Below are 19,872 nucleotides of genomic sequence, written 5' to 3' on the forward strand. Positions count from 1 at the left end.
ATTGTAATTTATTTTAAATTACTAAAAATATATTAATTGTCAAAACTCCTTAAGGAATTTTGACATTAAGTCTACATTCTTTATTTTTCATTCTCTATTATAATTAATTACCAAATAAATTGTAATCTTCACCTAAAAGTATTACTATATCATAATCCTTATTTTCAGAATCACTTATTTTCTCAATTTTTTCTATATCTATATCACTTTTTAATACTTCTCTTAAATCTTTATTATCAGTTTGTATAACACTTTTAGAAACAGTTGTAGTAGTATTACCTACTTCAATATTTGAGTAACCTAATGAATAAAGCTTATCTCTAGCACTAGAAGCTAAGCCTTCTATCTTAGTACCATTTAATACTAGTATCTTTAAATCTTCTCTATTTATTGATGTAATATTTTTAGAAGAAGATGGATCACTAGCATTTAAAGCATTAATTAAATCTCTATTATCATCTTCATATGCTACTAAGAAATCTTGACCATAGATATTTTCTGGCTGACCTTTTAGAGTTGTCATTATGATATCAGAAGAATTTAATCTTAGCACTTTTAGTCCTAATGATATTAACTCCTTAGCAGGAATATTAGTATCTACATTCTCACTAATAACATCTAATATTTTTGGTACTTTAAATACTATACTTGGCGTTAACACTTTATCTAATAGCTTACTAATAAATAATTGTTGATTCTCTATTCTATCTAAATCACCATTAGCCAATCCTGTACCATCATTATTTTGTCTCCATCTAAAGAATTCTTCTGCCTTTTCTCCATCTAGAAGTACAGTTTCTCCTGCTTTAAAGTTTATATGTAGATCCTGCGCCTCATCATCGTAATACATATCTTGCTCTATTGTCATCTCTACACCACCAAGAGCATCAACAACACTTCTAAATGCATTATAATCTATCTCTACAATATAATTGATATCTATATTCAGTAATGACTCAACATGAGTAGTAATTTCTTCTTCTCCACCTAAAGCATATGCTGAGTTAATCTTCCAATATCTTTGATATTCTCCTGAATCCAAATACCCATCAACTTCAATCATAGTATCTCTAGGTATTGATACCAAGTGAGCCTTCTTAGTATTTGGATTATAGTTAAATACCATTATAGTATCACTTCTTCTTATTGACTTATTAGACTGATTATCCGTATCTCCAACATCCATGCCTAAAACCAAAATATTAATTGGAGAACTTGAAGATGCTGGCTTTATCCCAGTTCCTAAACTATTTGTCTTTAAACCCGATATAAAAGAATATGCATAAAAAGCACCTGAAAAAATTAAAATTAAGAAAATAGTAATTATAGAAATAACTATCCTCTTTCTTCTTCTTTTTCGCCTTTTAGCTTCTATTGCTTTTCTTCTTTTTATTTGCTCTTCTCTCGTAAGCTTTCTTTTTCCTCTATTTTCAAATTCTTCTCTACTATTACCCATCTCAATTCCCCTCTAATTAATTATTTATGAAGCAATAAATAATTTCTTGCCTTAATGCTATTTACATCAATAGGTACTCCCTTATTTAATAAATACTTAATAGTATGATTTAAGCCTAGAAGAACTCCATTATCTAAATCTTTGAAACTCTCTCTTCTTAGAGCATCTACTCCTGGAAAGTTTCTGTTTGGTTCTATCATATCTGCCATATAGATTACTTTATCCAATTTGCTCATATTTTCTTTACCTGTGGTATGCCATCTCATAGCACTTAGAATTTCTTCATCTTCAATTTTAAAAACTTCTTTAGCCACTATAGGCCCAACCATACTATGCCAAAGTTCTTGATTTTTTTCTTCATCATAAGATAGCTCAATATTATTTTTATCTAAGATTTCTTTTAATTCATATATTGTCATATTTTTAGCTATATCATGTGCTAAAGCAGCAATTTCTGCTTTTTCTTCATCTACCTTATTCATTTTAGCTAATCTTATTGCTGTATCAACTACGCCTAATGTATGAATATATCTATTCTCAATCAAGTTATTTTTAAGGTAGATTCTCATTTCATCTTTACTAATCATAATTCTCTCCCTAAATATCACTTTTAATAGAGTTTAATATTTTTACTATAATTATATATATTATTCTCTTTAATAAAATTCAAAACCTCTTTAGAAATGAAAAAATCTATTCTTTTCCCTTTACTTATTCTTTCTCTAATCATAGAGGATGAAATTTCTAAGTCTATTATATCTAAAAACTTTATAGATGTGTTGAACTTTTTCTCAATTTTATCTTTTTGAATTATTAAATTTTTCTTATCATAACCAGGTCTATAAAATACTACAAACTTTGAAAGCCTAAATATTTCTTCTGGCATCTTCCATTTTTCAATATCCATAAGACAATCAGCACCTGTTATAAAGTATAATTCATTATCATTAGATTTGAACTTTTCTAAAGTCTCATATGTATAACTATATCCTTCTTTTTGAATTTCGTAATTGCTTATTTCAAAATCCTCATAATCTTTTATAGCTTCTGAAACCATTTTATACCTTAAGGAAGCCTCTAAAACTTCCTCATCTTTTTTATGAGGTGGGCTTCCTGCTGGCATAAATATTACTTTATCTAATTCTAATTGGCTCTTAGCTTCATATGCTATATATAAATGTGCTAAGTGAATAGGGTTGAAGGTTCCTCCTAATATACCAATTTTCTTCATATCCTTATTACCTAGGTAATTCTATCTTCGGTTTTTTTGAGGATTTTTTGTATAAAACTATCTTACTACCAATTGCTTGAATACCTTCGCAATTAATTTTTTCACATATTTCATTTGATGCCTCTCTTGCAACTAATCCACTATTTTCAAGCACCTTTATTTTAATTAATTCTCTCGCTTCTAAAGCTTCTTCTAATTGAGTTAAAAAAGTCTCTTCTATTCCATTCTTACCTATTTGGAATATTGGATCCATGTTGTTTGCAAGCCCTCTTAAATAAGCTCTTTGCTTTCCTGTTATCATCTTAGTCCTCCTAAATTATAGTATATATTCAAATTCAAAATCGTTAAGTCTTACCATATCTCCATCTTCAATGCCCATTTCTCTAAGCTTATCTAATACTCCCTTATTTCTTAATACCTTATGGAAGTATCTTAAAGAATCAGCATCATGTATATTAACTGAGTTTAATAATCTATCTACGAATGATCCATAAACTACATATACTTTATTTCCTTCTTCTCCATCTTCAATAGAAACGTCGTAAGTAAATCTCTTTTCTTCTTGAATAAATCTTTCTTCTTCGCTAATTTCTAATTCAGTAATTGGAATTTCTGAAAGCATTCTACCTGCTTCTTTAATTATTGTATCTACACCAGATTTAGTAGCAGCTGACATTTTATAAACTTTATCAAAACCTAATTCATTTACTTTTTTCTTAAAGTCTTCATAAACTTCTTCATCATAAAGCATATCAGTCTTATTAGCTACAACTATTTGCGGTCTATCCCAAAGCTTAACTGAATATTTCTTAAGTTCTTCATTTATTTTAACAAAATCCTCAAATGGATCTCTTCCTTCGATTCCTGATATATCAACTACGTGTATTAATAATCTAGTTCTTTCGATATGTCTTAAGAAATCTAGACCTAATCCAACACCTTCAGCAGCTCCTTCTATTATTCCTGGAATATCTGCCATAACAAAGGCATTAATTCCTTCTGCTTTAACTACACCTAAATTTGGTTTTAAAGTAGTAAAGTGATAGTTTGCTATCTTTGGTTTCGCAGCTGTTACTGTTGAAAGGAAAGTTGATTTACCTACATTAGGGAATCCTACTAATCCTACATCTGCTAATAATTTAAGCTCTAATGTAATCCATCTTTCTTCTCCTGGCATACCTGGTTCAGCAAAATGAGGAGCCTGCCTAGTTGGTGTACAGAACTTACAATTTCCCTTTCCGCCTTTTCCACCTCTTGCAATTGCAAAAGTATCATCCTTATGAGAAAGGTCTGCTATAATCTTATTAGTTTCAAAATCCCTAATAATTGTTCCCATTGGAACTTTAATATGTAGATCATCTCCATCTTTTCCATAACATTTAGAGCCTTCACCTTTTCCACCAGCTTCAGCTACGAATTTCTTTCTATATTTAAAGTCTAAAAGTGTAGTTAATCCTGGATCAACTTCAAAAATGACACTTCCACCTTTTCCACCGTCTCCACCATCTGGTCCACCTAGTGGAACATATTTTTCTCTTCTAAAGGATACACATCCGTTTCCGCCATCTCCAGACTTAACAAATATTTTCGCCTTATCTATAAACATAAAATCACCTATCTTTCTTAATTATTTTTCCTTATTCTTATTATTTCAATATTCTTAAGGTTTATTATAACATAACTATAAATAACAATATTATTACTTATGTTGATTAAACTAAATTTAACTATATAATTTAGATTAACAGTTGTCACAGTATCTTTTCTATTATAAATACACAGAACAAAATGTAAAATTTTATATTTATTTTTGAAACTCCCTTAGGAGTTTCCTCCTTAATTCTACATTCTTCATTCTTCATTCTTCATTGTGCGATTGCACAAAAAATGGACAATTGGCAGTGTACAATGAGCAAAATTATTCATTCTCAATTGCCCACTTTTCACCTTGCTTTTTATAAAATAAAGCACCCTAAACTAGGGTGCTTTATGAAAATAATATTATTCTGCTATTTCTTCAAGATTTACTGGGTAAATACTAACTTTTTTCTTATCTCTACCCATTCTTTCAAATCTAACAACTCCGTCTTCTTTAGCAAATAGAGTGTCATCTCCACCCTTACCAACATTAGTTCCTGGATGAATCTTTGTTCCTCTTTGTCTAACTAAAATGTTACCAGCTAAAACGAACTCTCCGTCAGCAGCTTTAACTCCTAATCTTTTAGATTCAGAATCTCTACCGTTCTTAGAGCTACCTACCCCTTTCTTGTGGGCAAATAATTGAAGGTTCATTATTAACATACTAGTGCACCTCCTCTTTCAATAATCTTATATATTCACTATCTTTGTTATTTCCCAAAGTTAATTTAATAGATTCTATCAAGCTTTCTATACTTTTTTCAAAAGTTAAAAGTAATACTTGAGCTGCATCTATCTCTTGATCTTTAAGATTTGATAAATTTATATGTAAAAATCCATCATCTATCTTATACTTAACCTTAAGCTTTAAAACCTCTTCCATACCTATTAAGGCACCTTGAGATAATACAGAAACGGAATTGCAAATCAAATCATAAGCATCTCCACTTTTCTCTATTTCAGCTTTAGATAAAGCATGACCTTCTATCTTAAATCCAAGTCTTAAATTTTCTTTTTCAAAAATTCTAATCTTAATCATAATAATTAAGCTTCAATTTTTTCAATTACTAACTTAGTGTATGGTTGTCTGTGTCCAGTCTTCTTTCTGTAGTCCTTCTTTGGCTTATACTTGAAAACTGTTATCTTCTTAGCTTTACCTTGAGATAAAACCTTAGCTACAACCTTAGCACCTTCTACAACTGGTGTACCAACTTTTAAAGCATCACCATTTGAAACTGCTAATACTTCAGTTAATTCAACTGTTGAGTCAACTTCAGCGTTAAGTTTTTCAACGAATATTACGTCTCCTTCTTGAACTCTGTATTGTTTTCCTCCTGTAGATAATACTGCGTACATTAAAAACACCTCCTCTTATTACGGTTTCGCCAACCGAGGTACAAAATTCTAAACTTTGTTTATATAAAAACCTCTTATGTGCGGTTTAACATCTGCTATTTTACCATACTATTATGTAGATTGTAAAGCAATTTATTCATATTTTTCATAAGCTTTTACAATATACTTTTTTACATTTTCTTTTTGACTATTAAATATTAAAGGTTCAATTTTATAACCCTCAATTCCATCTACAAAATTCAAATAAATTTCATTATTTAATGAATCTATATTGGATAAAAATGAGAATTCGTCACCTCTAACTATATCTTCATAGTTCTTATCTAATTCAATGTAAAAAGACTTTATAGAATTTTCTTCTTCTGCTTTAATTACTTCATTTCTAATTAACTTTTCTATATAAGATAACTTTAAAATAAAGCCTTCTTTATTACATCTCTTGCAGCCTTCTTCTAAGTATTCATATATAGATTTCCCTCTTCTTTTTCTAGCAATCTGAACTAAATCTAATTCAGTAAAAGGAAATACCTTAACATTGCCCTTATCTTCTTTCAAAGAGTCTTTAAGAGCATCCATAACTAATGCTTTTTGTGAAAAATCTCTCATATCTATAAAATCTACAACTATAATACCTGCTAAATTTCTTAGTCTGATTTGCCTTCCAATTTCTCTAGCAGCCTCTAAATTAGTTTCTAATATAGTTTTATCAAAACTTCTACCCTTAATATTCTTCGATGAGTTAACATCTATAACATACATAGCTTCTGTCTTATCAATAACTATATTTCCGCCACAATTTAATGCAACTTTTTTATGTCTAAGCTTTAATATTTCCTTTTCTATTCCATAACATTCAAATAAGCCTATACTATCATTATATTTTTCAATAATTATATCTTTATTTGATTCTATTAATGATGAAACCTCTTTTAAGTCTTCATCATTATTTATAATTATTTTGCACTTACTTCCTAAGTTCTCCATAATTACTTTATTTAAAATAATGTTTTCTCCATATACCTTACCTAAATTAAGACTATATTTTAATTTCTTAATAAGAATATCAAATTCTGATAATAATCTTAATTTCTCTGATAATAAATCCTCATCACCAGCATGTACTGCTTCTGTTCTGATGGTTATTCCATAACCATCTATTTCATTAATAACGGTAGAAATTCTCTCTTTTTCTTTTTCGTTATTAATTCTCTTTGAAAAGCTAATGCCACTTCCCCCTAGAGTTAATACCATAAATCTACCTGGAATACTAATATTTTTGCTTATCTTAGCTCCTTTATTATTTAAAGGCTCTTTTATTACTTCTACAAGAAGCTCATCACCCTTTTTAATATTATCATTCTTTAATTCATTACTAAGATACATATACGCTTCTTTTTCTAAGCCTATATCAACAAAAATTGAATTTATAGCAGGAACTATATTCTTAACTCTTCCCTTATAAATTTCTCCTATTTTAGGATCCTGAGATACTTCTTCAAAGAAGCACTCAACAAGTTTTCCATTATCCTTTATGGCAATTCTTAAAAGCAATTCATCTCTTTCAATGAAAATTTCTCTCATAAAATACACTTCCCTAAATAAATTTATATATCGGTATGTATTTATTATCATCTAATACATACATTTCTTCTCTCTTTATGTCAACAAAAGCATCATCAACTATTTCAGGAATATTGCTCTTTATATAGCTTGCTACTAAATCTGGTGATAAATGTTCTCTACTACCTGAAGAAACTACTATATTTATGATTAATTCATCATTATTTATCCAATACTTCATTTCTTTAATCATAGTTTTTAGATTTACTTCTTTTTCACCTTTTTTACTTTTCTTTATAGTAGTCCATTCACTTTCTTTTTCTAAAGCTTTCATTTTTTCTTCTACTATATTTGCATCTTCACATAGCATTTTTATAGTAAACCTAGCTGCATCTACTAAAGCCATAGTTTGAGGAACCTTCTTTTGCCCTTCAACATTAACTACCTTCTTAGCAGTTAAGAACTTAATTCCTGATGCTGTTTTTTCATTTAATCTATTTATTACTTCTTCTTCACTTAACTCTTCTACTAATACAATATCCATATATTCAGCATCTGAATAAACACCAACTGATAAAGGTTGTGCTATTGACATTGCCATATGAGGATTAAATCCCTTTGAATATTCCATAGGAAGATCAGCTCTTCTTATTACTCTTTGAATTGTTCTCATTAAATCTAAATGAGATATAAATTTAATGCTTGATTCTTTAGTAAACTTAATTGCATAACGCACCTTCAAAACACTTCCCTTCTTTAAAGTTAACATTTATACCACAACCTGTACAACCCTTTCTACAGTTTTGTGTAAGTTCAGCTTTTTTAGCTTTTTCATTTTCAACTTCTAAATATCTTCTATTAACTCCAATATCTATAAAGTCCCATGGAAGTATTTCATCATAGCTTCTATCTCTGTAAACATAGAATTCTTCATCTATATTACATTCCTTCATAGCTTCTGTCCATAACTCATAATTAAAGTATTCTGACCAGCCATCAAATTTTGCACCCTTTTCAAATGCCTTTATTAATAATTCACAAGTTCTTCTATCTCCTCTTGCAAATACAGCTTCCATAAATGATGTTTTTTGTTCATGGTAATTATAGTGTATAGCTCTAGTTTTTATAGCCCCTTTAACTGCATCAATCTTTTGCCATACTTCATCTGGTCTAGCCATTGGAGCCCATTGGAATGGTGTAAATGGCTTTGGTACAAGTATTGATGTACTTACATTTATCTTTAATCCTTTTGCTCTCTTATCTTTATGGATATCATAATAAACAGCAGCCATCTTTTCAGCAAGTTCTCCAATTCCTGCTGCATCTTCTAATTCTTCATAAGGAAGACCTAAGATAAAGTATAACTTAATAGTACTCCATCCTGATTCAAAAGCATTTTTAGTTGCTTCTAATATTCTTTCTTCAGTTAATCCTTTATTTATTATGTCTCTCATTCTTTGAGAACCAGCCTCAGGAGCAAATGTTAATCCTGTTTTTCTAACCTTTTGAATTTCTTTTATTAAATCAACTGAAAAAGCATCTACTCTTATAGATGGAAGGGCAACCCCTACATTTTTCTTTCCATGTTCTAAAATTAAATTACTAACAAGATTTTGAATATCTGAATAATCACAGATACTTAAAGAAGCTAATGAAACTTCTTGATAACCTGTAGCATCAATCATCTTTTTAGCTTGATCTAATAAAGTATTAGTTGTCTTTTCTCTAACTGGTCTGTAAATCATACCTGCTTGACAGAATCTACATCCATTAGTACATCCTCTTGAAGTTTCTAAAACTACTCTATCATGTACTATTTCAGAGTAAGGAACTATCATATCTAATGGGAAATCTACTTTATCAAAATTATTAATTATTCTCTTTTTAACTTTTGCAGGAACATCTTCATACTTTGGTTTAAATTCCTTTATAGTTCCATCTTCATTATAAGTAACATCATACAATGAAGGTACATAAACTCCTTGAATCTTAGATATCTCTCTTAAGAATTCTTTTTTCTTTCCTTTGCCCTTGTATTTTTTATATACATCAAGAACATCATTCATTATTTCTTCGCCTTCACCTATTTCGAAGAAATCAACTATATCATGTAAAGGCTCTGGATTATATGCACAAGGACCACCAGCCATTACTATTGGTTCATCTTCTCCTCTTTCAGAAGCTCTATAAGTGATTCCAGCCATATCAAGCATATTTAATATGTTTGTATAACTCATTTCATATTGAAGTGTAAAACCTAATATATCAAAATCAGTAAGAGGGTCCTTTGTTTCTAAAGTCATTAACGGAATTTCATTTTTTCTAAGTTCAGCTTCCATATCAGGCCATGGAGCAAAAACTCTCTCACAATATGTATCTTTTCTTTCATTTATAGTATGATAAAGGATTCTTGTTCCTAAATGTGACATTCCAACTTCATATACATCTGGGAAACAAAAAGCAAATCTTATATCAACATCATTTGGATTTTTAACTACTTGATTTAACTCTCCACCAACATATCTTGATGGTTTTTCAACCTTATATAGAATATGATCAGTAATTTTTTTCATAAATAATTCCTCCTATAGCAAGAATTTAAATAAGCCACGCAACTGCCTTAATGGAATGCATAATGCATAATTAATAATGCATAATTGAGGAAATAACTCAGACAAGCTGAGTTATGAAAATTGTAAATTCTCAAGGAACTTAATCCTTACTTTTTTCATTCTTTCATTTCAATTTTGCGAATGCAAAAGAGAATCTTCATTCTTTCATTTGCCAAAATCTCAAAAGGAGTTTTCACCACAATTATGCATTACGTATTATCCATTAATTACAGAAACTCCCGAAGGAGTTTCATCATTAATTATGCATTACGCATTAGTCATTATCCATTGTGCGTAGCACCAATATATCTTTTCTATTCTAGCATATATAAAACTAAAGGTAAATCTATTACTATCATATAAGTCTTTGATAATTTAAACCTTTTTTACGAGATTTAGGATTTTCCATTTATATATTCCTCAATAGTCATATTTCCATAGTTTTTTAAAGCTTCTATTAATTCATCTTCATTCAATATATAAATAAGCTTCATATCATCGTCTAAAATATAAAAAGTATTGAACTTATTTCTATCTACTAAAGCCAATACATTAACAAGACCTTGCTTGTAATAGACTGATATGCTCTTATTCTCAATATAACTATTTTTTAAAAGCATCTTTCTTTTCTTAACCATATTCCCCATGGTTATATACATAGAAGTTTGTTCTTCCATTCTAGTAATATAAATTATAATAATTGCTCCTATTATAATACTAAAATTTAAACTATGTAGAAAAATATAAATATAAATTCCCGATACAATAAATAATCCTGCTATAACAAAGCTAATTATACTTATTACACTATGCGCTCGTTTAAATAATATTTTCTTCGATAATATTATTTCTAGAATTCTAGCTCCATCTAATGGATAAGCAGGTAATAGGTTAAAAACAGCTAACCCTATGTTTAAATTAATACTAGTTTCTATAAAAATATTGTTATACTTAATGCTAATTAAATAAAATATAATTGCAGAGATTATATTAAATAAGGCTCCTGATATATAAATAATTATCTTCTCATTATCCTTTAATGAATTAATTTCCGAAAGCTCTGCATTCATTCCAAATATATGAAACCCAATATTATAAAATTTGCATCCATATTTTAAAGCTACTAATATATGCGTCATCTCATGTAAAAACACCCATATAAAAGCAAATATGAATATTTTATTATAGCTACTTATCAACAATATTAGTAATATCTCTGCCAAAATCTTTTTTGATTCTCTCTTCATTTATTTCTCCCTAATCATTGCTACATTTCTCTTAAATCACCTTCTATTCCTAAAGTTTTATATCATTATAATTTTAATACCTCACTTATATCATCTAAATTTATATTAGATATTTTATTGATGACATTTTTATATTCTTCTTCAAACTTATTCTTAACATCACTATAGTTAAATCCAAAGCCTTCTATGCTAGGTATAACTTTTTTATAATCGAAATCAGTACTTATAGCAGTCTTAAATACTTTGTAATACTCCTTTGCTTCTTTGTTAGGAAGTACTTTTAAAGTAAAAACTCCTAAAAATAATACAAAAGTTAGTATAAGCTTAAGAATAAACTTATCTATAAAAGCAAATTTCTTCTTACTAGATTTAAGTTGATAACTTCCTCTTCTATAAGAATAACTTCCTACATTTGCAGTACTTGGATATATATCATCTTTTGTCATAAGTACTTTATTAGATTCACTCACTTTCCCTTTAACCCTTCCCCTTACTTTATCATAATACTCTTTATATGCTTCATTATAATTGTTTATCATGCACCTCTCTCCCTACCCTTAATAATGTATTTATATTTAAATATTAATAATTTTATGCTAGGTAATGAGGATATAAATATTATATTCCTGCTCCGTCGCAAGCTCCAAGTCGCCAGAACATAATATTTATATCCTCATTCTACACACTGAAGGTAATAATTCTTCGCTGGCTCAGAATTATGTATTAACCTAAAATTTTAACTATATTTTTTAATTTTGACCTCTGATTCGCTCCAACTCACACTAGCATTATATTTTTTTCTCTTATAACTAAAGAAAATTATTCTCAATTCCAACAACAAAGGTCGAGCATATCATATGCGCGACCTTTATTAATTTGTATTACTTTAATATTATTTGTATGGACTTGTAAGAGGTTTTTCTTCAACATTCCATGTAATGGTATCTTCAAAACTATAAATATAAGACCCATCATTATCATATCCAAGAACTTCAAATTCAGTACCTTTAAAACCACTCATATAAACGAGCCATATTCTCTTGTCACCAGCTTCAATTATTTTTGCATCTTTCATTTCAGAGCTACTACTTTGTTTTACACTTACCGTCTTTATCTTATCATTCAATATTACCCCAAAATATATTGGTAGTGAAGTTTGCTTAATAGCAGGAAAGTATTGAGCTGTTAAATCTCTTTTTTCAAATCCATCGATTGAAGAAGTTCCACTGTATAGTTCTCTATAACCAAATAAGTTTTTATTAACAAAAGCTGTACCAAGATATTCTTTAGAATTATTTGAACTAATACCAAAAACAATGCTTCCTTTATCTGTTGATTCCTCATGAATTATTTTAAAATTACTAGTTGCATTAATATTCAAAGCGTCTTCTATACTATTTTCTCTACCACTTCTATTGATGATTATAAATATTAAAATTACTATTACTGATATTATTGATGTAATAATTAATTTATATTTATTTTTTATAATAACCCCTCCTTATATTTTGTCTTTATTGAGAGAGTATACTAATACATTTTTATAATCCAATTTATTGTAATTATATCATTATTTTCAATTTAAATACAATCGCTTCTTTTCGATAAGCACTTATTTAAAATTAAAAAAATGAATTTATAAAAAAGAAATAAATATCATATTCGTTGCGACCTCGTAAACTCCAAGTCGCTCTCATATGATATTTATTCCTTATAAACTGAAGGAAGGAAATTATAAAAAATTATTCACAGGGTAATATTTTTATAATTTCCTATAAAATAAAAAGAAAAATCCGCTGTTTTCTAACAGCGGATTTCAAATAAATCTATTTCAGTAATTTGGAACAAATTACATCATTAATTCTTTCATTCTTTCATTCTTTAATTTTTTAATTTCTAATTAGAAGTATATTTTCTTCCTTCTCATACCTATATTTAAAACTAAACCTATTGACATTACTGTAGTAAGCAATGAAGTTCCACCATAGCTAATCAGCGGTAATGTAATACCTGTAATCGGCATAAGTCCAATAGTCATTCCAATATTCTGCAATAATGCAAATAAGAAATAAGCTACTAACCCTACAGAAATTATTGATCCAAACTCATCCTTTGCTGTTCGCCCAATTGCTATCATTCTCGAAATTAATATTCCATATAGAACAAGCAAGAAACAAGCACCAATCAAGCCCCACTGTTCTGCTATACTTGCAAAAATAAAGTCTGTTTGCACCTCTGGTACATACTGAGCAGCATATCCAACTGAATTTTCTTGGGTTATTGAGTTCCCTTGTAAACCTAGGACTCCACCATTCCCTATACTAATTAGAGATTGTCTTAGCTGATATCCTGATTCTGAAGAGTCAGACTCTGGATTCATAAATGAAGTTATTCTTGTTTTTTGATAGTCTTGTATTAATCCTGAATTCCATACTATTACTATTGCAACAAGTACTGCTAATGCTCCACCACCAATTATCTTCATATCTAATCCAGCAATAAAAAATATCCCAACTACCATGAAGAATAAAACCATTGTCATTCCCATATCAGGTTGAATAACTATAAATATAGCAGGAACTATAGCATAAAAAGCCATTATCCAGAAATTTTTCCACTCATTTATTGTTCCATTCATCTCTTCTAATGTTTTACCTAACATCATTATTGTAGCTAACTTCGCTAGCTCTGCTGGTTGAAATGATAATGGTCCAAGTCTTATCCATCCTCTTGCTCCATTAATGTCTGTCCCTATAAACATTGTAACTATAAGTAAAAGTATAGACCCCCAATAAAATAAAGGTGTATATGACTTTAACAATGTATAATCTATAGCTACAACAAAATATAATGCAACTAAGCAAACAACGAACCACATAGATTGCCTTTTTAAAAACAAAGTTCCATATTCAGCTGAACTTGCTAAGTATATATTTATTATTCCAAATATCATTAAAGCTATCATAGAAAACAACATCAATTTATCTATTTCTTTTAACTTTTTAAAATCTATTTTAAAATGTGATAATGGTATCATTCCTTTTTATTACACCTCCATCTATAAGCCTAGAACTTATTATATCCAAAAATAATTTATTTCTCTATAATCTATATAATAAATAATTAAAATTTAAGAATTAATTAATTATTTATATGAAATTTATAGAAAAAAATAATAAAAGGTCTATTTCTAACTCCTTGTGTAAAATTAGAATAACTATAGACCTTTTAATTAATGCATAATTCATAATTGATAATATATTTTATTTCATTCTTTCATGCTGATTTTGCTTCAGCAAAGAAGCTCTTCATTCTTTCATTAAAAAACTCCCGTAGGAGTTTTCACCTTAATTATGCATTGTGCATTACGCATTATGCATTATTCTCTCTGTTAGTTTTTAATATTTTTAATTGGGATATTTGCAACTAACGCTGGATTATTGCCATCTAAATTTTCGCTTTTACTTACAGCTATTTCTACATCATCAGCATCTATCTCAATATATTTTGATAATACCTCTAATATTTCAATCCTTATTTTATCAAGGGTTTCATGAGGTAAATCGCCTCTATCATGTATTAATATTAACTTTAACCTATCCTTTGCCACGTCCTTCGGTGTTTGCTTACCTGAAAACTTTCTAAAAAAATCCACCTCTCACTCCCCCTTTTAACGTTTAAATAATTTCTTTAGTGATGCGAAGAACCCATCTCCCCCAGTTTTCAAATCAAGTAACGGAACTTCTTCACCCATTATTCTTCTAGCTATATTTCTAAATGCTTGACCAGAAATTGATTTGTCATCCAAAACTATAGGCTCCCCTTTATTAGTCGAAACAGTAATATTCTTATCATCAGGAACTACCCCTAATAATTCGATTGATAAAGTTTCAATTATGTCAGGAACATCTAACATATCTCCTCTTTGAGTCATTTCATAATTCAATCTATTTATTATTACTGAATGCTCTTCTAATCCCTTAGCATCTAATTTACCAATAACCCTATCAGCATCTCTAACAGAAGTTATTTCTGGGTTAACCACTACAACCGCTTTATCAGCCCCTACTACTGAATTTTCGAAGCCTTGTTCAATACCTGCCGGACAATCTATTAACACATAATCAAAATCTTCTTTTAGCTCATTTATTATCTTTAGCATATCTTGAGGTCTTATATCATCTTTATCCTTTGTTTGAGCTGTTGGTAATAAACAAAGATTTTGATATCTTTTATCCTTTATTAAAGCTTGTTTTAATCTACACCTATTTTCTATAACATCTGAAATTGTGTAAACTATCCTATTTTCTAGCCCCATTAATACATCTAAATTTCTAAGACCCGTGTCTCCATCAACAACTACAACTCTCTTATTCAAAGCTGCTAACGCAGTTCCAATATTTGCTGTTGTTGTTGTTTTTCCAACTCCACCTTTACCTGAAGTAATAACAATAGAAATTCCCATTTTTAATCTCCCTCCAACACTAAATATATTTCTTTGGTAAATATGGTTCTACCACAATTGTTTCACCTTTAATCTTTGCTAATTCTGGGTAAGATGGCTTAACTCCATCATCAGGTGCAATAGTAACTATGTCTGCAATTTGAAGTATTTCTGGCTGAAGGTTAAATGCTGATATAATAGCTTTTTTATTTCCTCCTACACCCGCATGTACTTGACCTTTAATAGTACCTAATACGATTATATTTCCTCCTGCATACACTTCTGCTCCATTGTTAATATCACCAATAATAACTATGTTTCCATAATATTTAACTTGTTGCCCACCTCTTACTGTCTTCTTGATAAATTTAGTTTTTCCTTCATATATTCCATTAAAAATTTTATTTTCTTTATTATCTTTAGATTCTGGCTTCGTAATATCTTCAAAAATGCAGTCCTTAATTTTAATTCTTTCAAATAAGGCATCCTTTAGTTTTAATATATCATCTTCTTTTAATAACTTTAAATCTGTTTCTATCGTAAGTGATGACCCTTTATAAAAACCCTTACCCACTGATAACTTTTTAATTAGTTCCTCTAACATATCATCAAAGTTATCAAACTTATCCATATCTATGGTTGCATTGATTCCATCTTTAGTACCTTTTATTTGTATGCTACTATGTACTTTCATTGGTCACCCTCCACCAATTATCTTTATTTATTTGATAAAATTGTTTTATATCTATAATTATACAATTATATCATACAATTTAACAACCTAATTTTGTATTAAATTAAAAAATACGGAGAAAAATAATATTTTAAATAAAATAAAAAGCTGAGAAAACTCAGCTTTTTATTTAAAATTCTATTATTTTACATTTATCTTTAATTATTTAATTTAATGTTGTCATCTTTATTATCTTTAAGTGGTGATTCTAATACATACTTTCTAAATGAATCTGATTTAGAAGCGTAGGATGAATCTAATTCTAGTAACTTTTCCTCAAAGTATGCTTCGTATATAGCCTTATGAATAGGTGCAGCTTCACTACCTCTGCTACCATCATAAATAGTTGAGAATATAGCTATTTCAGGATCATCTAATGGAGCAAAACTAATATAGTTACCATATGCCAATCTTCCTTGAATAGCATAGTTTTCATCCGTACTATAGTCTGCTGTACCTGTTTTCCCAGCTACCTTAATTGGGAATTTCGCAAAAGATTGATATGCAGTTCCATTACTAGGACTTGTATTAACTCTATACATACCTTCCTTAACAGCTTGAAGATATTCTTCAGGTATATCTATTTGATCAACAACTTCCGGTGTGTACTCTTTTAATACCTCTCCAGTTGGTGAAGTAATTTTATCTACAAGAGTTAATTTATATCTAGTTCCTCCATTAGCTAAGGTTGCAACATAATTTGCTATTTGCACTGGAGTAAAGTTATTCATACCTTGACCAATAGCACTTGATATTATTTGTCCTGGTGTTTTAATTTGGAGACCTGCGTTACTTATAATATAATAAGCAATTACATCTGAAATAACTCCGGCTTCTTCATCTAAATCCACTGTTCTTCTTTGAGAAGTTTGAACAACAGAAGCTTTAAATTCATCAGATAAATCCATAACCTTCTTAATATAAGGTACTAAGCTTTGTGCATATTTAGTATTATCAGTTACTTCTTCATCTGTTCCTACTTTTGCTAAAGTGTCCTTCATGTAAGTTTTTAAAGCAGTTTTTGCTTCTTTTAAAGCATCTGGATCACTATCACTATCTTCTATATTAAATGGAACAAATGAATATCTATAATAATTTCCCGCCTTTAATGCATCTACTATTTCATACATTGGAGTATTTAGTATTAGATTCTTCCAAGATTTGAAATTATAAACTTTACCAAAATTCTCTTCTATTTGAATACCTGTAGATAGATTTTGGGAATTCTGCTTATCTGGGTCTACACCAAGACCAAACTTCCAAGCATATTTAGCAAGAGTATCTAAAGCTTCTATATTTCCACCATTAATATCTCCACCATTATGCTTATATAATCTATATCCTAATTCATAAAAATAATAGTTCGATGAAACTTCTAGTGCTTTTCTTAAATCAGTAGCACCATTAGCTACCCCTTGGAAATTCTTTAATACTAATCCTAATTCATCTTTAGTCCATTTACCACTTGTATCCATCATAGTTTCACCAGTACTTACCACACCTTCCATTAGTCCCGCTATGGCAGTAAGTGGTTTAAATGTAGAACCTGGTGGTAAAAGCCCTTGCGTTGCATAATTAAAGAACCTTTTAGGATAAGTATCAAATTTATCTACTCTTTTACCTGTATCCTCATCTACAGGAAATAAATAATCTATTCCTCCAGTAGCTCCAGTTCTTTTAATGTATTCCTCTGCATAACTTTCAATATCCGGATTAAAATATTCTTCAGATAATTCATCAGTTAGCATACCTGGAATAGAGAATACATTCGGATCATATCCTGGATAACTTACCATTGCAATAATTCTACCAGTCTTAACTTCAATCGCTACTACAGCTCCTCTATTGGCATTTGGCGCTATACTACTTTGGAGACGTTCCATAGTATCTTGCATAGATTTTTCTGCAGCATACTGAACATCTTTATCTATTGTTAAATGTACATTATTCCCTGGGTAAGAATCCAATTTAAATAATTCTTCTGTTACCCTTCCTTGAGAGTTAACTTTAACAGTAGTTCCACCTTTAGTTCCTTTTAATTGATCCTCTAAAGCAGCCTCTATACCTGCAATCCCTATTAAATCAGAAGATACATCATATCCTCTTAATTCGTAATTTTCTTCTTTAGACGAATCTATAGAGGATAAATAACCTATAACTCCTGAAGCTAAGCTATTATATGGATAAAATCTAATAGGTTCAATACTGACATCTATTCCTGGTAAATCATTTAACTTTTGATAGATTATAAAAGCAGTATCTTCCTTTATATTAGATGCAAGTGTTACATTTCTATATCCCTCAAAGCTTTGCATCTTAATTGCATCTTTAACTACAATATACCTTCTTATATCTTGAATAGAGTATTTAGTTAAAAGCTCATCTAGAATTTCTTTTCCTGATAAATCATTATAAGCTTTCATCTTCTGATCATAAGCATCAACTCTTGCATTGTATGCCTTTTTATCTTCACCTTCTTCTTGAACAGGTTCTTCATTTACAAGTTCTTGAAGGCTATAAATCTTTACTAACTTATAGAAAGTTTCCTCTGCTGATAATTTTAATAGTTCATTATTAACTTGCTCTGTTTCTTCATCAGTAAAATCAGTTTTTTGATTACCAAATAATTTTCTTTCTATCTCCTCATTAAGGCCTCTATCTCTTTTAAATCTAATCTCTACAATTTTCTTCGTATCTACATCATCTGTTTTAAAGTCAAAATAGAATTTACCCTCACTATCTATTTTTAACATTAAATCATCTTCAATCTTCTCTCCATTCTCAGAAAGTATATTAAATACCTTATCCATGGTAGCATAAAAATTTTCATTTTCATCACTAGGCTTAGTATATGTTAAAGTGTAAGTTTGAATGTTACTTGCTAAAACATTACCATCACTATCATATATCTTACCTCTTGGTGCATTTTCAGATATAAGTCTTGTTGAACTAATATCTGCTCTTTCTTTATAATCTTCGTGTTTATATACCTGAATATAAACTAACTTAGAAATAAATATAGTAAAAAGAGCTATCATTATTATATTTAAAACAGTATACCTAGAAATTTTCTTTTTCTTTTTCGGTTTATTTACTATCATTTAAACCTCCATGATTTCTTCTTATAGTCAATATCATAAAGCCTTAAAACAAAATTATACCCTAAAAACATTATTACAGAACTATATATTGATGAATATATACCAACTTCAATATTTATGTTCTTGCCTGCAATTTTTAATATTACAAATAGTCCTAATACTTTTAATATGTATAAAATTCCCATAGATATAGTTGGTATAAGTTTTTTCTCTTTATATATACTTTCTCCTATAAAAGCTGCAAGTAAACAAATTAGCATATTAAGTAAAGCATTTACTCCAAAGCCTTCAAAGAAATATATATCTTGCAGTAATCCTGATATAACTCCAATAATAACTGCTTCTTTTTTTCCATTAATAATAGAATAAGCTACGGCAAAAGTAAAAAGTAGACTTGGAAAGACTCCTTTAATAGCTAGAAAAGGCATTAAAGAATTATCAAGTATTAAAAGCACTAATGAAATTAAAAATAATACCCATTTTTTCATATACGA

The 19,872-nt window shown here is 29.1% G+C and carries 20 protein-coding genes; all 20 read right to left on the reverse strand.

From position 1 onward, the window contains the following. Positions 1-103 precede the first annotated feature (103 nt). Complete coding sequence (locus tag QK892_RS03865; RefSeq protein WP_317272207.1) at positions 104-1,456, reverse strand: LCP family protein; 1,353 nt, start codon at positions 1,454-1,456, stop codon at positions 104-106. A 20-nt stretch (positions 1,457-1,476) separates the two neighbouring features. Further along, entirely contained in the window at positions 1,477-2,043 is a 567-nt protein-coding gene (gene yqeK, locus QK892_RS03870; RefSeq protein ID WP_317272208.1) for a bis(5'-nucleosyl)-tetraphosphatase (symmetrical) YqeK, read from the reverse strand. A gap of 23 nt (positions 2,044-2,066) precedes the next feature. Beyond that, entirely contained in the window at positions 2,067-2,687 is a 621-nt protein-coding gene (nadD, locus tag QK892_RS03875) for a nicotinate-nucleotide adenylyltransferase (RefSeq protein WP_317272209.1), read from the reverse strand. 7 nt (positions 2,688-2,694) lie between these two features. Beyond that, the gene (gene yhbY / locus QK892_RS03880) at positions 2,695-2,988 is read right to left on the reverse strand and encodes a ribosome assembly RNA-binding protein YhbY (protein ID WP_317272210.1); all 294 of its coding nucleotides are present in this window, start codon (positions 2,986-2,988) and stop codon (positions 2,695-2,697) included. A gap of 15 nt (positions 2,989-3,003) precedes the next feature. After that, positions 3,004-4,293 carry a GTPase ObgE gene (gene obgE, locus QK892_RS03885; protein ID WP_317272211.1) on the reverse strand — a complete coding sequence of 430 codons (1,290 nt, stop codon included), beginning with the start codon at positions 4,291-4,293 and terminating at the stop codon, positions 3,004-3,006. Between the two features lie 395 nt (positions 4,294-4,688). Beyond that, entirely contained in the window at positions 4,689-4,988 is a 300-nt protein-coding gene (gene rpmA, locus QK892_RS03890) for a 50S ribosomal protein L27 (protein ID WP_317272212.1), read from the reverse strand. 1 nt (position 4,989) lies between these two features. Beyond that, positions 4,990-5,364, reverse strand: coding sequence for a ribosomal-processing cysteine protease Prp (locus tag QK892_RS03895; RefSeq protein WP_317272213.1), 375 nt, complete (start codon positions 5,362-5,364; stop codon positions 4,990-4,992). Between the two features lie 5 nt (positions 5,365-5,369). Then, positions 5,370-5,681: a 50S ribosomal protein L21 gene (gene rplU, locus QK892_RS03900; RefSeq protein ID WP_136005970.1), complete on the reverse strand. Its 312-nt coding sequence runs from the start codon at positions 5,679-5,681 to the stop codon at positions 5,370-5,372. Positions 5,682-5,813: 132 nt separating this feature from the next. Next, positions 5,814-7,262 (reverse strand): Rne/Rng family ribonuclease, encoded by a 1,449-nt coding sequence (locus QK892_RS03905; protein WP_317272214.1) that lies wholly within the window; start codon positions 7,260-7,262, stop codon positions 5,814-5,816. 13 nt (positions 7,263-7,275) lie between these two features. Further along, positions 7,276-7,977 carry a TIGR03936 family radical SAM-associated protein gene (locus tag QK892_RS03910; RefSeq protein WP_317272245.1) on the reverse strand — a complete coding sequence of 234 codons (702 nt, stop codon included), beginning with the start codon at positions 7,975-7,977 and terminating at the stop codon, positions 7,276-7,278. After that, on the reverse strand, positions 7,961-9,814 hold the full coding sequence (locus QK892_RS03915; protein ID WP_317272215.1) for a TIGR03960 family B12-binding radical SAM protein: 1,854 nt from the start codon (positions 9,812-9,814) through the stop codon (positions 7,961-7,963). Before QK892_RS03915 ends, QK892_RS03910 begins: the two co-directional genes overlap by 17 nt. Before the next feature lie 434 nt (positions 9,815-10,248). Beyond that, on the reverse strand, positions 10,249-11,100 hold the full coding sequence (locus tag QK892_RS03920) for a site-2 protease family protein (protein ID WP_317272216.1): 852 nt from the start codon (positions 11,098-11,100) through the stop codon (positions 10,249-10,251). 65 nt (positions 11,101-11,165) lie between these two features. Then, positions 11,166-11,639, reverse strand: coding sequence for a peptidase M23 (locus tag QK892_RS03925; protein ID WP_317272217.1), 474 nt, complete (start codon positions 11,637-11,639; stop codon positions 11,166-11,168). 353 nt (positions 11,640-11,992) lie between these two features. Continuing rightward, positions 11,993-12,481, reverse strand: coding sequence for a hypothetical protein (locus QK892_RS03930; protein ID WP_317272218.1), 489 nt, complete (start codon positions 12,479-12,481; stop codon positions 11,993-11,995). 519 nt (positions 12,482-13,000) lie between these two features. Next, positions 13,001-14,137 carry a rod shape-determining protein RodA gene (gene rodA / locus QK892_RS03935; protein ID WP_317272219.1) on the reverse strand — a complete coding sequence of 379 codons (1,137 nt, stop codon included), beginning with the start codon at positions 14,135-14,137 and terminating at the stop codon, positions 13,001-13,003. Positions 14,138-14,491: 354 nt separating this feature from the next. Next, positions 14,492-14,755 (reverse strand): cell division topological specificity factor MinE, encoded by a 264-nt coding sequence (gene minE, locus QK892_RS03940; protein ID WP_317272220.1) that lies wholly within the window; start codon positions 14,753-14,755, stop codon positions 14,492-14,494. A gap of 15 nt (positions 14,756-14,770) precedes the next feature. Further along, positions 14,771-15,565 carry a septum site-determining protein MinD gene (minD, locus tag QK892_RS03945; RefSeq protein ID WP_317272221.1) on the reverse strand — a complete coding sequence of 265 codons (795 nt, stop codon included), beginning with the start codon at positions 15,563-15,565 and terminating at the stop codon, positions 14,771-14,773. Positions 15,566-15,584: 19 nt separating this feature from the next. Beyond that, on the reverse strand, positions 15,585-16,238 hold the full coding sequence (gene minC / locus QK892_RS03950; RefSeq protein WP_317272222.1) for a septum site-determining protein MinC: 654 nt from the start codon (positions 16,236-16,238) through the stop codon (positions 15,585-15,587). A 197-nt stretch (positions 16,239-16,435) separates the two neighbouring features. Next, complete coding sequence (locus QK892_RS03955; RefSeq protein WP_317272223.1) at positions 16,436-19,378, reverse strand: penicillin-binding transpeptidase domain-containing protein; 2,943 nt, start codon at positions 19,376-19,378, stop codon at positions 16,436-16,438. Beyond that, positions 19,375-19,866: a rod shape-determining protein MreD gene (mreD, locus tag QK892_RS03960; RefSeq protein ID WP_317272224.1), complete on the reverse strand. Its 492-nt coding sequence runs from the start codon at positions 19,864-19,866 to the stop codon at positions 19,375-19,377. Before mreD ends, QK892_RS03955 begins: the two co-directional genes overlap by 4 nt. Positions 19,867-19,872 lie beyond the last annotated feature (6 nt).

The organism is Clostridium lamae, from assembly GCF_033043255.1.
Classification (GTDB): domain Bacteria; phylum Bacillota; class Clostridia; order Clostridiales; family Clostridiaceae; genus Clostridium; species Clostridium lamae.